The organism is Candidatus Azobacteroides pseudotrichonymphae genomovar. CFP2 (genome assembly GCF_000010645.1).
Taxonomy (GTDB): Bacteria; Bacteroidota; Bacteroidia; order Bacteroidales; family Azobacteroidaceae; genus Azobacteroides; species Azobacteroides pseudotrichonymphae.
This window is the reverse complement of the sequence record NC_011565.1, coordinates 472,600-491,905: the sequence shown is the minus strand read 5'-3', so window position 1 is coordinate 491,905 and position 19,306 is coordinate 472,600. Positions and strand designations below refer to the sequence as shown.

The 19,306-nt window shown below is 33.8% G+C and carries 11 protein-coding genes and 1 tRNA gene; 5 read left to right on the top strand and 7 right to left on the bottom strand.

Going from position 1 to position 19,306, the window contains the following annotated elements; all coding sequences use genetic code 11:
- The first annotated feature begins 42 nt into the window (after positions 1-42).
- Together mltG and gap are read left to right on the top strand one after the other, a co-directional pair.
- A complete protein-coding gene (gene mltG / locus CFPG_RS01985; protein ID WP_041572392.1) occupies positions 43-1,050 on the top strand; it encodes an endolytic transglycosylase MltG in 1,008 nt (335 codons plus the stop codon).
- Positions 1,051-1,301: 251 nt separating this feature from the next.
- Complete coding sequence (gene gap / locus CFPG_RS01980; protein WP_012573368.1) at positions 1,302-2,300, top strand: type I glyceraldehyde-3-phosphate dehydrogenase; 999 nt, start codon at positions 1,302-1,304, stop codon at positions 2,298-2,300.
- Positions 2,301-3,102: 802 nt separating this feature from the next.
- On the opposite strand, the gene nadB is transcribed toward gap, so the two are convergent.
- Positions 3,103-4,671, bottom strand: a complete 1,569-nt coding sequence (nadB, locus tag CFPG_RS01975) for an L-aspartate oxidase (protein ID WP_012573367.1) — start codon at positions 4,669-4,671, stop codon at positions 3,103-3,105.
- Between the two features lie 110 nt (positions 4,672-4,781).
- Here nadB and CFPG_RS01970 point away from each other — a divergent pair, with 110 nt between their 5' ends.
- Positions 4,782-5,891: an NAD(P)H-dependent flavin oxidoreductase gene (locus CFPG_RS01970; RefSeq protein WP_012573366.1), complete on the top strand. Its 1,110-nt coding sequence runs from the start codon at positions 4,782-4,784 to the stop codon at positions 5,889-5,891.
- 297 nt (positions 5,892-6,188) lie between these two features.
- On the opposite strand, the gene CFPG_RS01965 is transcribed toward CFPG_RS01970, so the two are convergent.
- Positions 6,189-6,497, bottom strand: a complete 309-nt coding sequence (locus CFPG_RS01965) for an FtsB family cell division protein (protein WP_012573365.1) — start codon at positions 6,495-6,497, stop codon at positions 6,189-6,191.
- Between the two features lie 86 nt (positions 6,498-6,583).
- On the opposite strand from CFPG_RS01965, the gene CFPG_RS01960 reads away from it, so the two are divergent.
- Positions 6,584-8,287, top strand: a complete 1,704-nt coding sequence (locus tag CFPG_RS01960) for a glutamine--tRNA ligase/YqeY domain fusion protein (protein ID WP_041572512.1) — start codon at positions 6,584-6,586, stop codon at positions 8,285-8,287.
- Between the two features lie 360 nt (positions 8,288-8,647).
- Here the strand turns inward: CFPG_RS01960 and CFPG_RS01955 are convergent.
- From CFPG_RS01955 to secA, 4 genes are all read right to left on the bottom strand, one after another.
- Positions 8,648-8,722: transfer RNA gene (locus CFPG_RS01955), tRNA-Gly, on the bottom strand.
- A 245-nt stretch (positions 8,723-8,967) separates the two neighbouring features.
- Entirely contained in the window at positions 8,968-11,697 is a 2,730-nt protein-coding gene (ppdK, locus tag CFPG_RS01950; protein ID WP_012573363.1) for a pyruvate, phosphate dikinase, read from the bottom strand.
- A gap of 76 nt (positions 11,698-11,773) precedes the next feature.
- Positions 11,774-13,330 (bottom strand): Rne/Rng family ribonuclease, encoded by a 1,557-nt coding sequence (locus CFPG_RS01945; protein ID WP_012573362.1) that lies wholly within the window; start codon positions 13,328-13,330, stop codon positions 11,774-11,776.
- Positions 13,331-13,676: 346 nt separating this feature from the next.
- Entirely contained in the window at positions 13,677-17,036 is a 3,360-nt protein-coding gene (gene secA / locus CFPG_RS01940; protein WP_012573361.1) for a preprotein translocase subunit SecA, read from the bottom strand.
- Positions 17,037-17,312: 276 nt separating this feature from the next.
- Here secA and ilvC point away from each other — a divergent pair, with 276 nt between their 5' ends.
- On the top strand, positions 17,313-18,359 hold the full coding sequence (ilvC, locus tag CFPG_RS01935) for a ketol-acid reductoisomerase (protein WP_012573360.1): 1,047 nt from the start codon (positions 17,313-17,315) through the stop codon (positions 18,357-18,359).
- A gap of 468 nt (positions 18,360-18,827) precedes the next feature.
- On the opposite strand, the gene CFPG_RS01930 is transcribed toward ilvC, so the two are convergent.
- On the bottom strand, positions 18,828-19,136 hold the full coding sequence (locus CFPG_RS01930) for an HU family DNA-binding protein (protein ID WP_012573359.1): 309 nt from the start codon (positions 19,134-19,136) through the stop codon (positions 18,828-18,830).
- Positions 19,137-19,306 lie beyond the last annotated feature (170 nt).

Genomic DNA, 19,306 nt, shown 5'->3' with positions numbered 1-19,306 from the left:
AAAAAGCTGTTTGACAACGATAAAAAAACAAAAAAAATTATCATGAGGAATATTATTCCCCTAATAATGATAGTTTTATTCATTTCTAGAATTATTTATTGCTATATGATAATTTATCCGGCCTTTGAAATCAATAACCCTGTATCTATTTACATAAATGAGTCAAAAAATTATAACGATTTGCTATTACAATTACAATTTAAAGCACATATAAAAAATATCTACTATTTCAAACAATTGGCGTTAATTACAAAATATATAAAAAGTATAAAAGCTGGAAAATATGAAATAACACCCCAAACGACCTATTTACAAGCAATGCAAATGTTTTGGAATGGGCGACAAAAACCTGTAAAACTGATTTTTAACAATATTCGTCTGAAAGAAGACTTTGCATCACAAATAGGTAATCAATTAATGTTAGATTCTAAAGCCTTACTTGACTATCTGAATAACCCAAGCATAGTAAATTCCCTTGGTTTTGATACTGTAACCATTCCTGCGATGTTTATTCCCAATACGTACGAAATTTATTGGAATATTCCTATTGATGAATTTTTGAAAAAAATGAAAAAAGAGTACAACCAATTTTGGACAACAGAACGTTTAATAAAAGCAAAATCTATGTTGCTCTCTCCAATAGAGGTTTCTATTTTAGCCTCCATTGTAGAAGAGGAAACCAATTTCAAATCTGAATATCCTATTATAGCAGGTTTATATCTAAATCGGCTGAGAAAGGGAATGCTATTGCAAGCGGATCCCACTATTAAATTTGCTGTAAAAGATTTTACTTTAAAAAGAATATTTTTAAAGTATTTAAAAACTAATTCTCCCTACAATACTTATAAAAATCATGGATTACCTCCAGGCCCTATTAGGATACCATCTATAAGTGCTATAGATGGAGTGTTGAATTATCAAAATCACACATATTTATATATGTGTGCGAAAGAAGATCTGTCAGGAAAACATAGTTTTGTAACTACTTTGAACGAACATTCTCAAAATGCAAGAAAGTATCACATAAAATTGAACAAACTAAATATTTAACGAAAAAATTAAATTAATACCTGTCCTGTGTGGTTGTGGCTTTCGTATACTGAAAGAAAAAAAAATTGAGTAAATATAATTTATTGAATTTATTAATATTCACGTGCAATTTTATTTTCTCTACGCAAAATAGGGAATAACTGCAAAGACAGAAAATTGAAACTCCTTTTGGTAAATTTTCAAAAAAAAAATTACCTTTATAGCAAGAAACTGTAACAGTTTTGTTTTTTTAATCCATAAAAGAAATCGAAATGATAAAAGTAGGTATTAATGGTTTTGGACGTATCGGTCGTATGGTATTTCGTGCCGCAATGTACAATTTTTCCAACGACATTGAGATTGTAAGTATCAATGATTTATTGACTGCTGATTATTTGGCTTATCTGTTAAGCCATGATTCAGTACACGGACACTTTAAAGGTAAAATTACTATAAATGGAAGTTACCTGGTAATAAATGGTAAAAAGATTCGCTTAACGGCTGAAAAGGATCCTGTAAATTTGAAATGGAATGAGGTAGGAGCTGAAGTAATTATCGAATCAACAGGATTCTTCCTGACAGATGAAACAGCACGGAAACACATTCAAGCCGGTGCTAAAAAAGTGATTATATCTGCTCCTTCCAAGGATTCAACTCCGATGTTTGTTTATGGGGTGAATCACAAAACTTATGTGGATCAATGCATTATTTCTAATGCATCTTGTACAACCAATTGTTTAGCTCCTATTGCAAAGGTATTACATACCAAGTTTGGTATTGTTAAAGGTTTAATGACAACTGTTCATGCTACAACTGCTACACAAAAAACAGTGGATGGACCTTCTTCCAAAGATTGGAGGGGAGGACGTGGTATTCTTGAAAACATCATCCCATCTTCTACAGGTGCGGCTAAAGCCGTAGGAAAGGTACTTCCAGAATTGAATGGCAAATTGACTGGAATGGCATTTCGTGTACCAACCTCTGATGTTTCTGTTGTAGATTTAACCGTTATTCTCGAAAAATCGGCGACAAAGGACGATATTAGAAATGCTATGAAAACTGCTTCTGAAGGTGAATTGAAAGGTGTTTTGGGATATACCGAAGATGCTGTAGTGTCCAGTGATTTCCGTGGTTGCTCCAATACTTCTATTTTCGATGCAGAGGCGGGTATCTCTTTAGACGGAAATTTTGCTAAAATAATTTCTTGGTATGACAATGAATGGGGATATTCAAACAAAATACTCGAAATGGTTCGCATTATAGCGAAGTAAAAACCAATAGAAAGAGAAAAAACAAAACTTAAAAATCAAATAAGGGGAATTTATAGCTTCTTAATAAGAAGTCGGTGTTTTGTTACTGATGTTAGCATGGTATTACCATGCCGATTGCGAATATGGTATTTTGTTAAAAAACAAAGATAAACTCTCTTACAATCCTCATAATAGGGAATCGTACAGAAATAATCAGAAATTTAAAGTAGATTATGTATCTAATAAAAAAAGAGAAGGGAGTGGTAAGAAATGATACTCCTTCTTTTTCTTTTTTTATAAAAAAACTCATGAGAGTACGCCAAATAAATGTTATAGCAAGAATAATAATGGAATTAATCTTGAAGAAACGATCTCAAAAATGGAAAGTCTGAAATATTTGATAAATATAGGTGTAAAGCTAAAAAATAAAATAGGGTTCGATTTATGAAAATCTATTACTGATCTTAGTGCTCCGTATAGCCTATTTTTGCTCATGGTCCTCTTGCAGAACTCTTTCAACTAGAAACTGAAGATCTTTGGTATTATAGTACAAGAATGAAAAACTTGGAGTTAAGTATGAGAAGAAAAATTATTAAGTTACCAATCTCGGTCTATAGAAATTATCCAATGTTATTCGATCCAATCTTTTTATGATTATTAATAATCATACTTTCTGTTAAAATATTAAATAACCTTTCTTCGAAATAATTTATTGAAATAAAGGTAATGTTGATTACAAAATCAATGCACAACATAGGTACATTCTAAAAATGGAAAAAGTTTGAATTAAAAAAAGAAAAATGAAAATGAATTTGGAGAATTATTACACTATTTTCTTCTGATAATCGATATTGTAATGTAATCCTCTACTTTCTTTTCGTTTCATTGCTTGTTTAACAACTAGATATCCTACACATATAATATTACGCAACTCACAAATATTGCGAGAAACAACTGACTGTGTAAATAAATTTTCAGTTTCTCGATAAATAATTTCCAAGCGTTTCATCGCTCGTTCCAAACGTAAATTAGAACGAACAATTCCTACATAATTACTCATAATTGCTCCAACTTCTTTAATACTTTGAGTGATTAAAGCCATCTCTTCAGTTAGTGAAGTCCCTTTAGCATTCCATTGAGGAATATCCTCATTAAAAACATATTGATTAAATCGCACAACTGAGTGTTGAGCAGCAGCATCAGCATAGATAATAGCTTCAATCAATGAATTAGAAGCTAAACGATTGGCTCCATGTAATCCTGTACATGAACATTCACCGGCAGCATATAATCTATGAATACTTGTTTTTGCATTTTCATCTACTACAATACCACCACAGAGGTAATGAGCTGCTGGTATAACAGGTATATACGTATGAGTAATATCAATTCCTTCACTTAAGCATTTCTTGTAAATAGTAGGATAAGATCTTCGAGTTGCTTTCGCATTTATGTGTGTAAGATCAAGATAGACAAAATCACTTCCACTACTCTTCATTTCATTATCAATAGCACGAGCCACGATATCTCGTGGAGCTAATGAACCACGAGAATCATAACGATGCATGAATTCTTTGCCCTCTTTCGTTCGTAAAATAGCACCATATCCACGCAAAGCTTCAGAAATCAAAAAAGCTGGACGTTCCATTGGATTATACAAGGCTGTTGGATGAAACTGAACAAATTCCATATCTCGTACTAGACCTTTTGCTCGATAAACAATTGCAATTCCATCGCCAGTGGCAACCAAAGGATTAGTAGTAGTTTGATAAATATTACCAATTCCACCAGTACAAATCATAGTAATTTTAGAAAGGAAAGTATGAATTTTATTTGTCCTTTCGTTCAGGACATAAGCACCATAACATTCTATATTTGTAGTATCCCTTGTTACTTTCATACCCAAATGATGTTGAGTTAAAATTTCGATAGCAAAATGGTGATCAAATACAATAATATTTGGGTGATGTTTAACAGCATTGACCAAACTTTCCTGTATTTCTTGTCCGGTATTATCTTTGTGATGAAGGATTCGACATTCAGAATGTCCCCCTTCTTTATGTAAAGAAAATGAACCTTTAGAGTCTTTATCAAAATTTACCCCCCAACGGATCAATTCCTTTATTTGCTGAGGTGCTTCGCGAACAACTTTTTCAACTACATTCCTGTTACAAAGTCCATCACCTGCAATCAAAGTGTCATTGATATGTTTCTCAAAATCATCCCAAGGCAATGTAACGGAAGCAATTCCTCCTTGAGCATAAAAGGTATTAGTTTCTTCTAAGGTAGTTTTGCAAAGAATAGCAACATTTCCTTTGTTTGCCATTTTTAAAGAATAACTCAATCCTGCAATACCAGAGCCGATAACTAAAAAATCAAACCTATGTACCATATAAAAATAGATATTAATAATAAGATATTAAGTTGAAACAAAATTAAATAAAAAGACTTACCTTTGTGCCAAAATAATATTTGGTCATCTACTTTTAAAAGTAAATAGTTATGAATCCTTTTTTCATTGGGAATAAGGAAATTAAGTTGCCTATCATACAAGGTGGGATGGGTATTGCCGTTTCGTTATCAGGATTGGCATCGGCAGTAGCCAATGAAGGAGGAGTAGGCGTAATCTCATGTGCAGGGCTTGGGTTGGTATATCCGAAAACTCCGAAAAACTATTTAAAAGATTGTATTTGGGGCTTAAGAGAAGAAATACGTAAGACGCGTGAAAAGACAAATGGTATTATTGGAGTAAATATTATGGTAGCGCTATCCAATTTCTCAGATATGGTTCATACATCTATTTCTGAAAAAATAGATATTATTTTTTCTGGTGCGGGCCTACCACTTGATTTACCATCATATTTGACACCCAAAAGCCAAACAGCATTAGTTCCTATTGTATCTTCTTCAAGAGCAGCACAAGTCATCTGTAATAAATGGCATAAGAATTATAGTTATTTACCCGACGCTTTAGTAGTTGAAGGTCCCAAAGCAGGAGGGCATTTAGGGTTTAAGAAAGAGCAAATTGAGGATGAAAATTATTCGCTGGAAAGATTAATCCCTGATGTAGTTGCTGTGGCGAATCAATACAAAGCACAGAAAAATATTCCTGTAATTGCGGCAGGTGGTATATATACAGGTGCAGATATTTACCGTTTCATGAAGTTAGGTGCAGCCGCAGTACAATTAGGTAGTATATTTGTGACAACGAAAGAATGTGATGCATCAGATGCTTTTAAGCAGGTATATATTCACTCTTCGAAAAAAGATATTGTAATTATTGATAGTCCAGTGGGAATGCCTGGTCGAGCAATAAACAGCGAATTTATCCAAAAAATAAATAGTGGTAGTGAAAGACCTCGCACGTGTCCATTTCATTGTATTAGGACTTGTAATTGTACCCAAAGTCCTTATTGCATTATTAAAGTATTATATAATGCAGCTAAGGGCAATATGGAGAAAGGATATGTATTTGCAGGAGCAAATGCATACCTAGCAAAAAAAATAAATACAGTGAAAGAGGTTTTTGAAAGCATGAAGTCCGAATATACAATAGCCAAGCAATCTCTAGAAAGACAGCTTGGTAATATCAAAAAGTACGACTCTTTATGACTCTTAATAAGAGTTGATTATAGAAAATACTGCGGGTTTGTTTTGTTGCACCTAGGTTTCGGATTTTTTTAAATAAAAGAGGATTCTACACTATAACGATGTCGTCAATCGACTGCTGAAATGAATTTAAATGTACATCCCTCTCCAAATAGCACAAGATACTACAACTATTGCAATTCCTGATATGAAAATTTTTGATAAACAAGACTGACTTCAAAAGTAAAAACCTAATTCCCATTTGTAACATTATTCACAAATTACATCTTCAATTTAAGATTTCTGTTCAAAATTGAAATCTCATTTGTCTTTTATAATAAACAATTCTTCGTTAGCTTTAGTCATTAGGTATTGTTCTCGAGCTAACTTTTCCAAACTTTTATTGTCACCATGCAAAGCTTTAAGTTTTTGCGAGTTTTCCTCTTTTTGTTTTGTATAAAACTCTATTTCACTTCTTAAGTGGCTAATTTGTTGATCATAACTAATTCGTTTGAAAATAGTACTATCTCCTATTAAAAAAGTAACAATAGTGAACATAATAAAAGCTATCCAATACTTATTTAATTTACTTTTTATACACTTAAATATATTTGTAAAACGATTGTTCATAAAAACTTATTTTAGATAAAAGTAAAAAATAAATTCCGTAACTTCGCAATTCAATTTGTATTTCATGCACTATGCATAGGCAAAATATTACACAAAATATTACAAATGGAGGAAATAAAAAAAAGGGCATTAATTTCATAGAATCAATTATAGAAAAAGATTTAGCTAAAGGGAAGAATGATGGGAAAATTCAAACACGTTTCCCACCAGAACCAAATGGTTATTTACATATAGGTCATGCAAAAGCTATTTGTATAGATTTTGGTGTTGTTCAAAAATATGGAGGTGTATGTAATCTCCGTTTTGATGATACTAATCCAACAAAAGAAGATATGGAATATGTAAACTCTATTATGGAAGATGTTCGATGGTTAGGTTTCAATTGGGGGAATATTTATTATGCTTCTGACTATTTCCAAAAATTGTGGGATTTTGCTGTTCAATTAATCAAAGCAGGAAAAGCTTATATAGACGAACAATCTTCAGAAGAAATTGCCTTACAAAAGGGAACGCCAACTCGTATAGGTACAAATTCGCCATATAGGAACCGCCCTTCAGAGGAAAATTTAGATCTATTTAATAAAATGAATAAAGGCGAAATCCCAGAAGGGGCAATGGTATTAAGAGCTAAAATTGACATGAGTAACCCTAATATGCACTTTCGCGACCCAATTATTTACAGGATTGTTAATCATCCACATCAGCGGACAGGAAAAACATGGAAAGTTTACCCTATGTATGATTTTGCACATGGACAAAGTGATTATTTTGAAGGAGTTACCCATTCTATTTGTACGTTAGAATTCGTTACTCATCGCCCCTTATATGATTGGTTTATAGATCAATTGAAAGAGTTTTATCCAAAAGATGTGAATTACAGACCATTTCAATACGAATTCAACCGTTTAAACTTAACTTATACAATAATGAGTAAGCGCAAATTACTTCAATTGGTAAAAGAAGGATTTGTTAAAGGATGGGATGATCCTCGTATGCCAACTTTGGCTGGATTGCGCCGCAGAGGTTATACTCCTGAATCTATTCGCAATTTTGTAGAAAAAATTGGCTTTACCAAATTTGAGGCTTTAATAGATATTGCCTTGCTGGAACATTCTGTTCGTGAAGACTTGAATGCAAAAGCCAAACGTGTTTCTGTAATTATAGAACCAATAAAACTGATTTTGATCAACTATCCGAAAAAAAAAATAGAAATGTTGGAAGCTGCAAACAATCCAGAAAATGATTTGGCTGGTACTCATCAAATTGCGTTTTCTCGTGAATTATATATAGAAAGAGAAGACTTTATGGAAAATGCTCCAAAGAATTTTTTCCGTATGACTCCTGGAGGAGAAATCCGTTTGAAAAATGCCTACATTGTTAAATGTATAGGGGTCAAAAAAAATAAAATTGGAACTATAGAAGAAATTTATGCTGAATATGACCCACAAACAAAAAGCGGATTACCTGCAAGCAATCGAAAAGTAAAAAGTACCCTACATTGGGTTTCTGCAGAACACAGCCTTCCGGCTGAAATAAGATTATACGATCGCCTCTTTGTTGTAGAAAATCCTTCTGAGGAAAAAGATTTTCACAAGTTAATAAATCCTTATTCATTGATTGTAAAAACTGGAGCAAGAGTAGAACAAGAATTGGAAAATGCTCACCCATTAGAAAACTTTCAATTCCAACGATTAGGATACTTCAATGTAGATCTTGATTCCAAGAAAGGAAAATTGATTTTTAATCGTACCGTTTCATTGAAAGATTCAAAGGGCAAAGTTTTTCCATAAAAAAACTGTTTTTTTAGCCCCATTCACTTGATATATATATATATCAAGTGAATATGCTCCCCCCTCCTGAGAATCTCAAGAGGGGAATATTTCAAGTCAACTTTCAAAAAAAATCTGTTAGAGTTAGAGAGAAAAAAGGAACAATTCAACCTCCAAAAATTAAATCCTAACCGTTTTCACACTAGAATCTCTTTTATATTTCGTGAGTTGTACATAAAATTTTTCGAAAAGAAGCAACTCTCTCCTGCTTTTTTATCTATTTTTTGTCCTTCATTATACCAATAGAATGAAAAACTTCCATATTACATCAAAAAAACATTATTCCTTGTTCCTCCCTTCTAATATCTCTCAAAGCATCAGAGCGAAAAACGGGATTCGAACCCGCGACCCTAACCTTGGGAAGGTTATACTCTCTACCAACTGAGCTATTTTCGCAACTTAAAATAAGCAAATTCCATGCTTAATATGTCTATACATTTACTATATATATTCATTGTAAATGATACAGGCTTACACACATACTTGATTTTAAAAAAAAATCAATTAATCATTAGTAATAAAAAAATATCTTAGCTTTTCCAAGAAAAATCGTCGACAGTTTTCCATTTCCAAGGAAAACTACCAATAACTCAAATTTCAAACACTAAGAAAGGATCTTACGACTTTTACGTATAAATTAATTATTTATTCTGCCCGATAGCAGCCTGAGATGCAGCCAACCGTGCAATAGGTACACGAAATGGAGAACAACTCACATAATTCAATCCAACCTTTTCGTAAAACTTGACAGAACGTGGCTCACCACCATGTTCTCCACAAATACCACATTTCAATTCCTTCTTCACCTCACGACCTCTTTTCGTTGCTAATTCCACTAGCTGTCCAACACCCTTTTGATCTAATACAGCAAATGGATCATCCTTTAGAATACCTTTTTCCAAATACATCGGCAAGAATTTAGCCACATCATCTCGACTATAACCAAATGTCATTTGAGTTAAATCATTAGTACCAAATGAGAAAAACTCAGCAGAAGTAGCAATACGGTGAGCAGTTAATGCTGCACGTGGAATTTCAATCATTGTTCCTACTTTGTAGTCTATTTTATCCTTTCGCTCTTCAAAAATAACCTTTGCTGTATCGTCAATAATTTTTCTTTGAGCCAAGAACTCATAAAGGATACCAGTTAATGGAACCATAATTTCTGGATATGTTTCGATCCCTTTGGCCTTCAAATCTAATGCAGCTTCTAAAATAGCACGAGTTTGCATTTCAGTAATTTCGGGATATAAATTACCCAACCGACAACCACGAAGTCCTAACATTGGATTTTGCTCCAGCAAACTTTCAACACGATTGTGAATTTCTTCATAAGAAATACCCATTACTTGAGCCATTTCCTTTTGTCCAATTTCATCATGAGGGACAAATTCGTGCAAAGGCGGATCTAACAAGCGAACCGTTACAGGAAGACCTTCCATAACTTCAAAGATACCAATGAAGTCAGCACGTTGTAAAGGCAATAATTTAGCCAAAGCATATCGACGTCCATTCTCATCTTTAGCCAAAATCATTTCTCGCATAGCAATAATCTTGTCTCCTTCGAAAAACATGTGTTCTGTACGACAAAGCCCAATTCCCTGAGCACCAAATTTACGTGCAATCATAGCATCGTGAGGAGTATCCGCATTAGCTCTTACTTCTAAACGAGCATATTTATCTGCCAAACGCATTATTTCGCTAAAATCATCATTCAATTCTGCCTCTTGTGTCTCTATCTTACCTGCGTATACTAAACCGGTGGAACCATTTAAAGAAATCCAATCACCTTCTTTCAATAACACTCTACCACCTATCACCATTTTTTTAGATTTATAATCTATCTGTAAATCATTGGCAGCTGATACACAACATTTGCCCATACCACGCGCAACTACAGCGGCATGAGAGGTCATACCACCGCGTGCTGTCACAATGCCTTCTGCGACAGCCATGCCCCGTAAATCTTCAGGAGAAGTCTCAATACGACACAAAATAACTTTTTCACCTTTTGCTACAAACTCTTCAGCCTCTTCAGCATGGAATACAATTTTACCAGTAGCTGCACCAGGAGATGCAGGCAACCCTTTTGTAATAGGCATAACAGACGCTAGTGCTGATCTTTTAAAAACAGGATGAAGTAATTCATCTAATTTCTCTGGCTCCTGACGCAGCAAAACCGTTTTTTCATCAATAATACCTTGCTTTAACATATCTATGGCAATTTTTACCATCGCAGTGCCAGTTCGCTTTCCATTACGAGTTTGAAGCAACCATAATTTCCCATCTTGAATAGTAAACTCAAGATCTTGCATATCTTTAAAATAATTTTCTAATTTTTGTTGGATTGCAATCAAATCTTTTGCACATTCAGGCATAGATTCTTCCAGAGAAGGATATCGTACTTTGCGTTCCTCTTCAGAGACGCCTTGTTGAATTGCCCAACGCTTAGATCCCTCGATAGTAATTTGTTGAGGAGTACGAATACCTGCCACAACATCTTCTCCCTGTGCATTAATTAGATACTCTCCATTGAAAATATCTTCTCCAGTAGCAGCGTCACGAGTAAAAGCCACACCAGTGGCAGAAGTCCTTCCCATATTTCCGAAAACCATTGCCTGCACATTAACAGCAGTCCCCCATTCTTCCGGAATACGGTACATTTGACGATAAAGAATAGCTCGCTCATTCATCCAACTATCAAATACAGCACAGATGGCCCCCCAAAGCTGTTCCCATGGAGAGTTTGGGAAATCCCTACCAGTCTGTTTTTTAACAGCAATCTTGAATTTAACCACTAATTCTTTTAAATCGGTTAGGGTCAATTCGGTATCCAATTCCACTCCACGTATTTTTTTTACTTCTTCTATAATTTTTTCAAACGGGCCGATTTCTGATTTAAAATTTGATTTCATTCCCAAAACTACATCACTATACATCTGAACAAAACGACGATAAGAATCCCATGCAAAACGTTCATTCCCCGATTTTTTAGCAATTCCTACAACAGCTTCATCATTCAAACCCAAATTCAAAACAGTATCCATCATGCCCGGCATAGATACTCTTGCACCAGAACGAACAGAAACAAGACATGGATTATCTCTATCCCCAAACTTTGTACTCGTAGCTTCCTCTATTTTTTTAATAGATTCTTCTACTTCCAATTTAATCAATTCAATTACAGCATTCTTACCTAACTGATTATATTCTGTACAAACTTCGGTAGTAATAGTAAAACCTGGAGGAACAGGAAGACCAATCAAGTTCATTTCAGCCAAATTAGCTCCCTTGCCACCCAAAAGATCTCTCATATCTGCCTTACCCTCAGCATCTCCATTACCAAATAAATAAACTCTCTTTTTATTCATAACAACCTAAACATAATTTACGTAAATTTCTAAAACTTTGTAAAAATACAAAAAATCCTTACCCATAGGATCATATCTATATATTTATTCCTTCCTTTTTCTTATTAAAAAATTTATATCCCAATATTTCCAAACTTTGATCAGGAATAATTCGTATTCCAACAGAGTATTTAATTTTCCATTTCATATTTAGAGAGAAAAACCCTTTTTTAACAAAAGCTGCCACATATGGATGAATATGCAAACTGAATTCTTTTACACCCATTTTTTTTACAACGATTTTAATTTTCTCATCTAACATATCTGTAAAAAAAATAGATGGTTTAATGGTCCCCTTTCCAAGGGGGACAGAACAAGTTTCCATAGCATTAAAATCCAAGGCTGGGCGTATTCTTTTTCTAGTAATTTCCATTAATCCAACTTTACTTAATGGAAAAACATGGTGTTTTGCCCTATCTTTGGCCATAAAGTTACACATAGAATCGTACAACTTTTGACGGTTCACCTGTTCATACATATCAATAAAATCTATCACAATTATACCTCCCATATCTCGAAGTCGTAACTGTTTTGCAATTTCTTCGGCAGCGCTCATATTCACATCTACTATAACATCCTCTTGATTAGTATTAGCAGTTAATGCTAAGCGATTTCCACTATTCACATCAATAACATACATTGCTTCCGTATGTTCAATAACAAGGTACGCTCCATTTTTAAGAGTAATTATTTTTCCAAATTTCGATTTGAGTTGTTTGGTAATAACAAAATTGTCAAAGATCGGAAATTCCCCTTTATAAAGTTTTACAATATTTGATTTTTGAGGATCAATCAAACTAAGATAATCGCGCACCTCATTGAACATATTTTCATCATTGATATAAATGTGTTCAAAAGAAGAATCAAAATTGTCTCTCAACAATGCTAGTACCCTTCCAGTTTCCTCATAAATCAAAGATGGAGATTTACTGTTAATAAGCTTTACGATATTATCGTTCCAACGCTTAACTAATATTTTTAATTCTTTATCAAGTTCAGACGCCTGTTTCCCTTTCGCCGATGTACGAACAATCACAGAAAAATTTTTAGGCTTAATACTACATACTAGCTGCTTTAACCGAATACGCTCTTTGTCAGATTGAATCTTTAACGAAATACTTACCCTATCCCCAAAAGGGATAACAATAAGACATCTTCCCACAATGGAGAGCTCTGAAGTAAGACGAGGCCCCTTGGTAGCAATTGGCTCTTTGACAATTTGTACCAACACATTATCACCTTGCTTCAAAATATCGGTAATAGAAATATCCTTAGCTACCTCAGCAGATGAACATAGAAACTTTCCAATAGGTGGTATTCTTTTCTCACTGAAGACTTTCTTTAAAAAAGTATTTAAACTATTAATATTACCCCCCAAATCACGATAGTGAAGAAAAGCTCCTTTTTCACCTCCAATATCCACAAAAGCAGCATTCAAACCCGGCATCATTTTTTTTACTCTACCGAGATAAATGTTCCCTACCGAAAATGATAAATCACGCACTTCTTTACGAAATTCAACCAGATTTTTATCCTCAAGAACAGCAATAGATATTATTTGAGGTTGAACATCAATCACTAACTCACTTATCACAGTACTAGCTTTTTTAACTAAAAATCAAAGGTCAAAGACACACCAACATTGAATTTGCGTACCTTCAACCCCAAAATCGAAAAAAATTAACAAAATAAAAAAACTACTTTTTCTTTTTGTGTCTGTTTTTTCTCAACCTTTTTTTTCTTTTATGCGTAGACATTTTATGCCTCTTCCTTTTTTCTCCACTTGGCATTGTTTATATGGATTTTATCTTGTCAAAAACATTATTACACAAATATATAGTATAATTTATTTCCAATCAATAAAGCTCCAAACTAATTACGCGTATTCCCTCAAAAGGGAACTGATCCAGAACAAAATTAGCGAAACTACTGTAAATTTGTCAAAAACAACAGTTTTTATATTTCTTGCCACTTCCACAAGGACATGGGTCATTTCTTCTCACAGTTTTTTCTACACGAATAGGTTCTATTTTTTGTAGTATGCGAGTATCGCGTTTGGCCGTTCTCCCTTGAATTCGGCCACTTTCTATTAATTCATCTTTCCGCACTTTATAATGATTGTAATTAGTCTTTTTTTCTGGAGTAGCTTCACGAACTTCTTGATTTTTAATATATATCTGTCCTCTCATCAATATAGAAATAACTCTTTTATTCATAGTATCAATCATATTTTTAAACAAATTGAATGATTCTAATTTATATATCAACAAGGGATCCTTGTTCTCATAACTTGCATTTTGAACAGAGTTGTGTAATTCATCCATTTCTCTTAAATGTTCTCTCCATGCTTCATCTATAGACGAAAGCAAAACAGCCTTTTCAAACGATTTTATAATTTCTCTAGATTTTGTATCGTGAACCGTTTTCAAATGGTAACTGACATTATATATCTTTCTCCCATCTGTAATCGGAACTATAATATTTTGATATTTGTTTCCAACCTCTTTATAAGCACGTTCTATACGTGGCTGAACAATCTGGACTATTTGCTCATTTTTCCATTTGAAGTTTACGATAGATGTGTTAAAAATTACTTCAGTTAAATGAGTAGTTTTCATATTTTTGAACTCTTCCTCAGAAATAGGAGGTTCTATCGCTAATGTTTTGTATAATTCAGATTTTAACCCTTTATAATCGTTGAAATTAGAATATTGTTCTACAATAGAATTGACTACATCATAAATCATATTTATGATATCTAGACCAATTCGTTCTCCAATTAAGGCATGGTGTCGTCTTTTATATATTACTTCTCGCTGTGAATTCATTACATCGTCATATTCCAACAATCTTTTTCGAATACCGAAATTATTTTCTTCTACCTTTTTTTGTGCTCGTTCAACAGCATTATTCAGCATTTTCGCTTCTAGAACTTCACCTTCTTTAAATCCCATTTTATCCATCATTTTTGCAATACGTTCAGAAGCAAATAAACGCATTAAATCGTCCTCAAGGGATATAAAAAACACAGAAGAACCAGGATCTCCTTGACGACCAGAACGACCACGTAATTGCCTATCTATTCGGCGAGAGTCATGCCTTTCTGTACCGATAATTGCTAATCCTCCAGCATCTCTTGCTTTCGTCGAAAGTTTTATATCCGTACCACGTCCTGCCATATTGGTAGCAATGGTTACCGTTCCTGTCTGACCAGCTTGAGCTACAATTTCTGCTTCTTTCTGATGAAGTTTAGCATTCAATACGTTATGATGGATCTTACGCATATTTAACATGCGGCTTAATAATTCCGATATTTCTACTGATGTAGTTCCTACCAAAACTGGACGACCATGCTCTCGCAAAGTGATAATTTCATTAATGATAGCGGCATATTTTTCACGAGCAGTTTTATAAAGCCTATCATCTTTATCATTTCGTATAACTAATTGATTGGTTGGGATAACTACTACATCTAGCTTGTAAATATCCCAAAATTCGCCAGCTTCAGTTTCGGCTGTACCGGTCATACCCGCCAATTTGCGATACATACGAAAATAATTTTGTAAAGTAATCGTGGCAAAAGTTTGAGTAGCTGCTTCTATTTTTACATGTTCTTTAGCTTCTATTGCCTGATGCAATCCATCAGAATAGCGTCTTCCTTCCATAATACGCCCGGTTTGTTCATCTACAATCATTACTCTATTGTCAAGAACAACGTATGCATCATCTTTTTCAAATAAGCAATAAGCTTTCAACAATTGATTAATTGTATGAACACGCTCCGATTTTGCAGCATAACTTTGCATCAATTCATCTTTTTTTAACTGTTTTTCCTCTTTTGTGATTAGTTCGTTTTCGATTTCGGCAAATTTTGTTCCTAAGTCCGGCAAAACGAAAAATTCAGGATCATCAGAGTTCCCGGTTAAAATGTCAATCCCTCTATCAGTTAGTTCTACAGATCTATTTTTTTCGTCAATTACAAAATACAATTCGTCAGTGATAATATACATTTCTCGATTTTGTTGTTGCATATAGAATTCTTCAGTTTTTAACATAGACATTTTTATACCAGGTTCACTCAAATATTTTATCAAAGCTTTATTCTTTGGCATTCCTTTATAGGAACGAAATAGGAGTTTCAATCCTTCCTCATGTTGTTTAGGATCTTCCAAAGCCATAAGTTTTTTAGCTTCTATTAACAAATTATTAGTTAATTTTTTTTGAACATTTACCAAATTTTCAACTCTGGAACGATATAGAACATACAATTGGTCGTCCTCTTTAGCAACAGGCCCTGAAATAATCAATGGAGTACGAGCATCATCAATCAATACAGAGTCCACTTCATCTATAATAGCATAGTTATGTTTACGTTGTACTAAATCTTGAGGATTAACTGCCATATTATCTCGTAAATAATCAAACCCAAATTCACTATTTGTCCCAAAAGTAATATCAGCTTCGTAAGCTTTACGACGCTCATTGGAATTGGGACGGTGTTTGTCAATACAATCAACTGAAAGCCCATGAAACATGTATAGTGGTCCCATCCATTCTGAATCTCGTTTGGACAAATAATCATTTATCGTTACTACATGCACGCCATTATGGGTCATAGCATTCAAAAATACTGGAAGGGTAGCTGCAAGGGTCTTCCCTTCTCCCGTAGCCATTTCTGCAATATATCCTTTTATTTTTTTGCTAAAATTATGACCCTCTATATCCTTTATATACTTTTTTGGATTACAATTGTGTAGCACAATACCACCAAATAATTGTACATTATAATGAATCATATTCCAAATAATTTCATTTCCTCCGGCAAACCAATGATTCTGGTAGATTGCTTTGTCATTTTGAATAGATACAAAATCGTAAAAAACAGCTAGTTGCCTGTCAAAATCCGTTGCGGTAACTTCAATGGTCTCATTCTCTGCAAATCGGCGAGCAGTATCCTTTACTATAGCAAATACTTCTGGCAATATTTTGTCTAATATTCTTTCCTGTTTTTCAATAATATCTTTTTCTATTTCATCTATCTCATTCCATACTGTTTCTCTATCTTCTAGTTCAAGAGATTCTACTAATATTTTCAATTCATCTATCTTATTTTTTTCCATTTCTATTTCTTTTTGAAGAAGTATCATCAGCTCTCGTGTTCGGCCCCGTAGTTCGTCATTTGATAAATTTTCAACTGAAGAGTAAATAGTTAATGTTTTTTGCACAAACGGACTAATTTCATTCAAATCGCGTTGAGACTTGTTTCCAAAAAAATTGGATAGAATGTTACTAAAATTCATAATATTTTCATTATCAAATTCTAAAGAATTGTGGTAAATTTAATACAAAAAGATACACCTCGGCTACTTAAATAGTAACTTATATTATAGTTAAATAGTACCTTATAGTTGAGATTTTGATACGTCTCCCACCCTAATTTAATTAGGCTAAAAAGTAAAAAGCTTCTTGAAAAGATTCGGATAAGCTAAATAATTATTAATGGGTAAATTGAATTGATATTTTTTTTTTAAATTAGCTAAACTTTGAGAATTTTGAATGCTTAAAAACATTTTTATATGGCAATAATGAAATTTGGCGGAGTCGACGAAAAGGTCATTACCCGCGAGGAATTCCCTTTAAAGAAAGCACAAGAAGTTTTAAAAAACGAAACTATTGCTGTAATTGGTTATGGAATACAGGGTCCAGGTCAATCGTTAAACTTGCGAGACAATGGTTTTAGAGTGATTGTTGGACAAAGAAAAGGTGGGAAAACATGGGATAAAGCTGTTGCTGATGGTTGGATGACTGGAGAAACTCTCTTTGAAATCGAAGAAGCTGTTAAGCGTGCTACAATCATTCAGTACCTTCTCTCTGATGCTGCTCAAATTGAAGTTTGGCCTCGTATTAAGTCCTATCTTACTGCCGGGAAAGCACTATATTTTTCACATGGTTTTGGAATTACCTACAGAGAAAAAACAGGTATTGTTCCTCCTACGGATATTGATGTAATATTAGTGGCTCCTAAAGGCTCAGGTACATCTCTTCGTCGAATGTTTCTTGAAGGACGAGGACTAAATTCTAGTTATGCTATTTTTCAAGATGCTACTAGAAAAGCGCTGGAGAGAGTTATTGCGTTAGGAATTGGAGTAGGTTCAGGATATTTGTTTGAGACCGATTTTAAACATGAAGTATACTCAGATCTTACAGGCGAACGAGGCACTTTGATGGGAGCAATCCAGGGTCTTCTTTTGGCTCAATACGAAGTTTTGCGTGAAAATGGACATACTCCAAGCGAAGCTTTCAATGAAACAGTAGAAGAATTGACACAATCTTTGATGCCTCTGTTTGCCGAAAATGGTATGGATTGGATGTATGCTAACTGTTCCACAACCGCTCAACGGGGGGCATTAGATTGGATGGGGCCTTTCCATGATGCTACAAAACCTGTATTTGAAAAATTATATAAAGAAGTTGCATCCGGAAACGAAGCTCAACGTTCTATTGATGCTAATTCCAAATTAGATTATCGAGAAAGCTTGACCAATGAATTAAAAGCTTTACACGAAAGTGAAATGTGGCAAGTTGGTGCTGTTGTTAGAAAATTGCGTCCAGAGAATAATTAGCTTTAGATTACTTTGTAAGTAATAAAGTAATAAGTAGTAGGCTTAAGCAATTGTATCTAATGTTTATACTTTAAGCGGAAAGTTAATTCCGCTTGGTTTGTTTCGTCTTGCATAATTCCCGATTGAATACATAATCGGGCTGGAGTTTTGATTCAAATGCTTTTGGGTGGTGACTTTACTCACTTGATTGTTGTAGACTTTTGGCCAGTCTACTTAAGACAAAGGTTTGATAATAAACTTTATGGGAAAAAAGGAAAGATCATCCTCATTTCCATCACATTAGGTAGATGAGCTTTTTTTATATAGCCTGTTGGTAGTATATTTGCCTTATGGAATGTATACTGTAAAAAATTAAATCACAGTAATAATGTATCGATATACAGTGTGAGAAAGGAAAGGAAAGGAAAGACTTTTTTAGCTTAATTCAGTCATGCTACACACATGTAGCATATAATACACGGGCTTATATTAACCGCCTCTTCCCCCTTCAATCTTCTTCATCCCGTCTATTACCTTATTTTTAAAATAGTCGGAAGGTTTAAAATGTGGGACGTAACGCTCGGGAAGAAAAATCGTCGTATTCTTTTTTATATTGCGCGCAGGCTTAGCGGCTCTTTTTTTTGCTTTAAAAGTACCGAAAAAACGTAGATATATGTTTTCCCCTGAACTTAAAGAAAAAGTCACTTCCCTCATGAATTCTTCTATTACAGCTAAAACGCTCTCTCTATCTATACCAGTATTCTCTGCAATTGTAACAACGATCTCTTTTTTTGTCATATATGAAACAGCTTATAATAAAGTAGAAAAACGATTACTACCTTGTCAAAGGTAAAATATCTATTGTTAATAAACAAATAGTAAGCTAATCTTCTCCAAAATGCTATTTTTGTGATGACGTAAATACTGACTCTTCATTATTTTTATATCATATCTCAAATTATTTTTGT

Bases quoted from the DNA above. Each gene is read 5' to 3' on its own strand.
- mltG (WP_041572392.1), top strand. From the start codon at position 43: ATGAGGAATATTATTCCCCTAATAATGATAGTTTTATTCATTTCTAGA.
- gap (WP_012573368.1), top strand. From the start codon at position 1,302: ATGATAAAAGTAGGTATTAATGGTTTTGGACGTATCGGTCGTATGGTA.
- nadB (WP_012573367.1), bottom strand. From the start codon at position 4,671: ATGGTACATAGGTTTGATTTTTTAGTTATCGGCTCTGGTATTGCAGGA.
- CFPG_RS01970 (WP_012573366.1), top strand. From the start codon at position 4,782: ATGAATCCTTTTTTCATTGGGAATAAGGAAATTAAGTTGCCTATCATA.
- CFPG_RS01965 (WP_012573365.1), bottom strand. From the start codon at position 6,497: ATGAACAATCGTTTTACAAATATATTTAAGTGTATAAAAAGTAAATTA.
- ppdK (WP_012573363.1), bottom strand. From the start codon at position 11,697: ATGAATAAAAAGAGAGTTTATTTATTTGGTAATGGAGATGCTGAGGGT.
- secA (WP_012573361.1), bottom strand. From the start codon at position 17,036: ATGAATTTTAGTAACATTCTATCCAATTTTTTTGGAAACAAGTCTCAA.
- ilvC (WP_012573360.1), top strand. From the start codon at position 17,313: ATGGCAATAATGAAATTTGGCGGAGTCGACGAAAAGGTCATTACCCGC.
- CFPG_RS01930 (WP_012573359.1), bottom strand. From the start codon at position 19,136: ATGACAAAAAAAGAGATCGTTGTTACAATTGCAGAGAATACTGGTATA.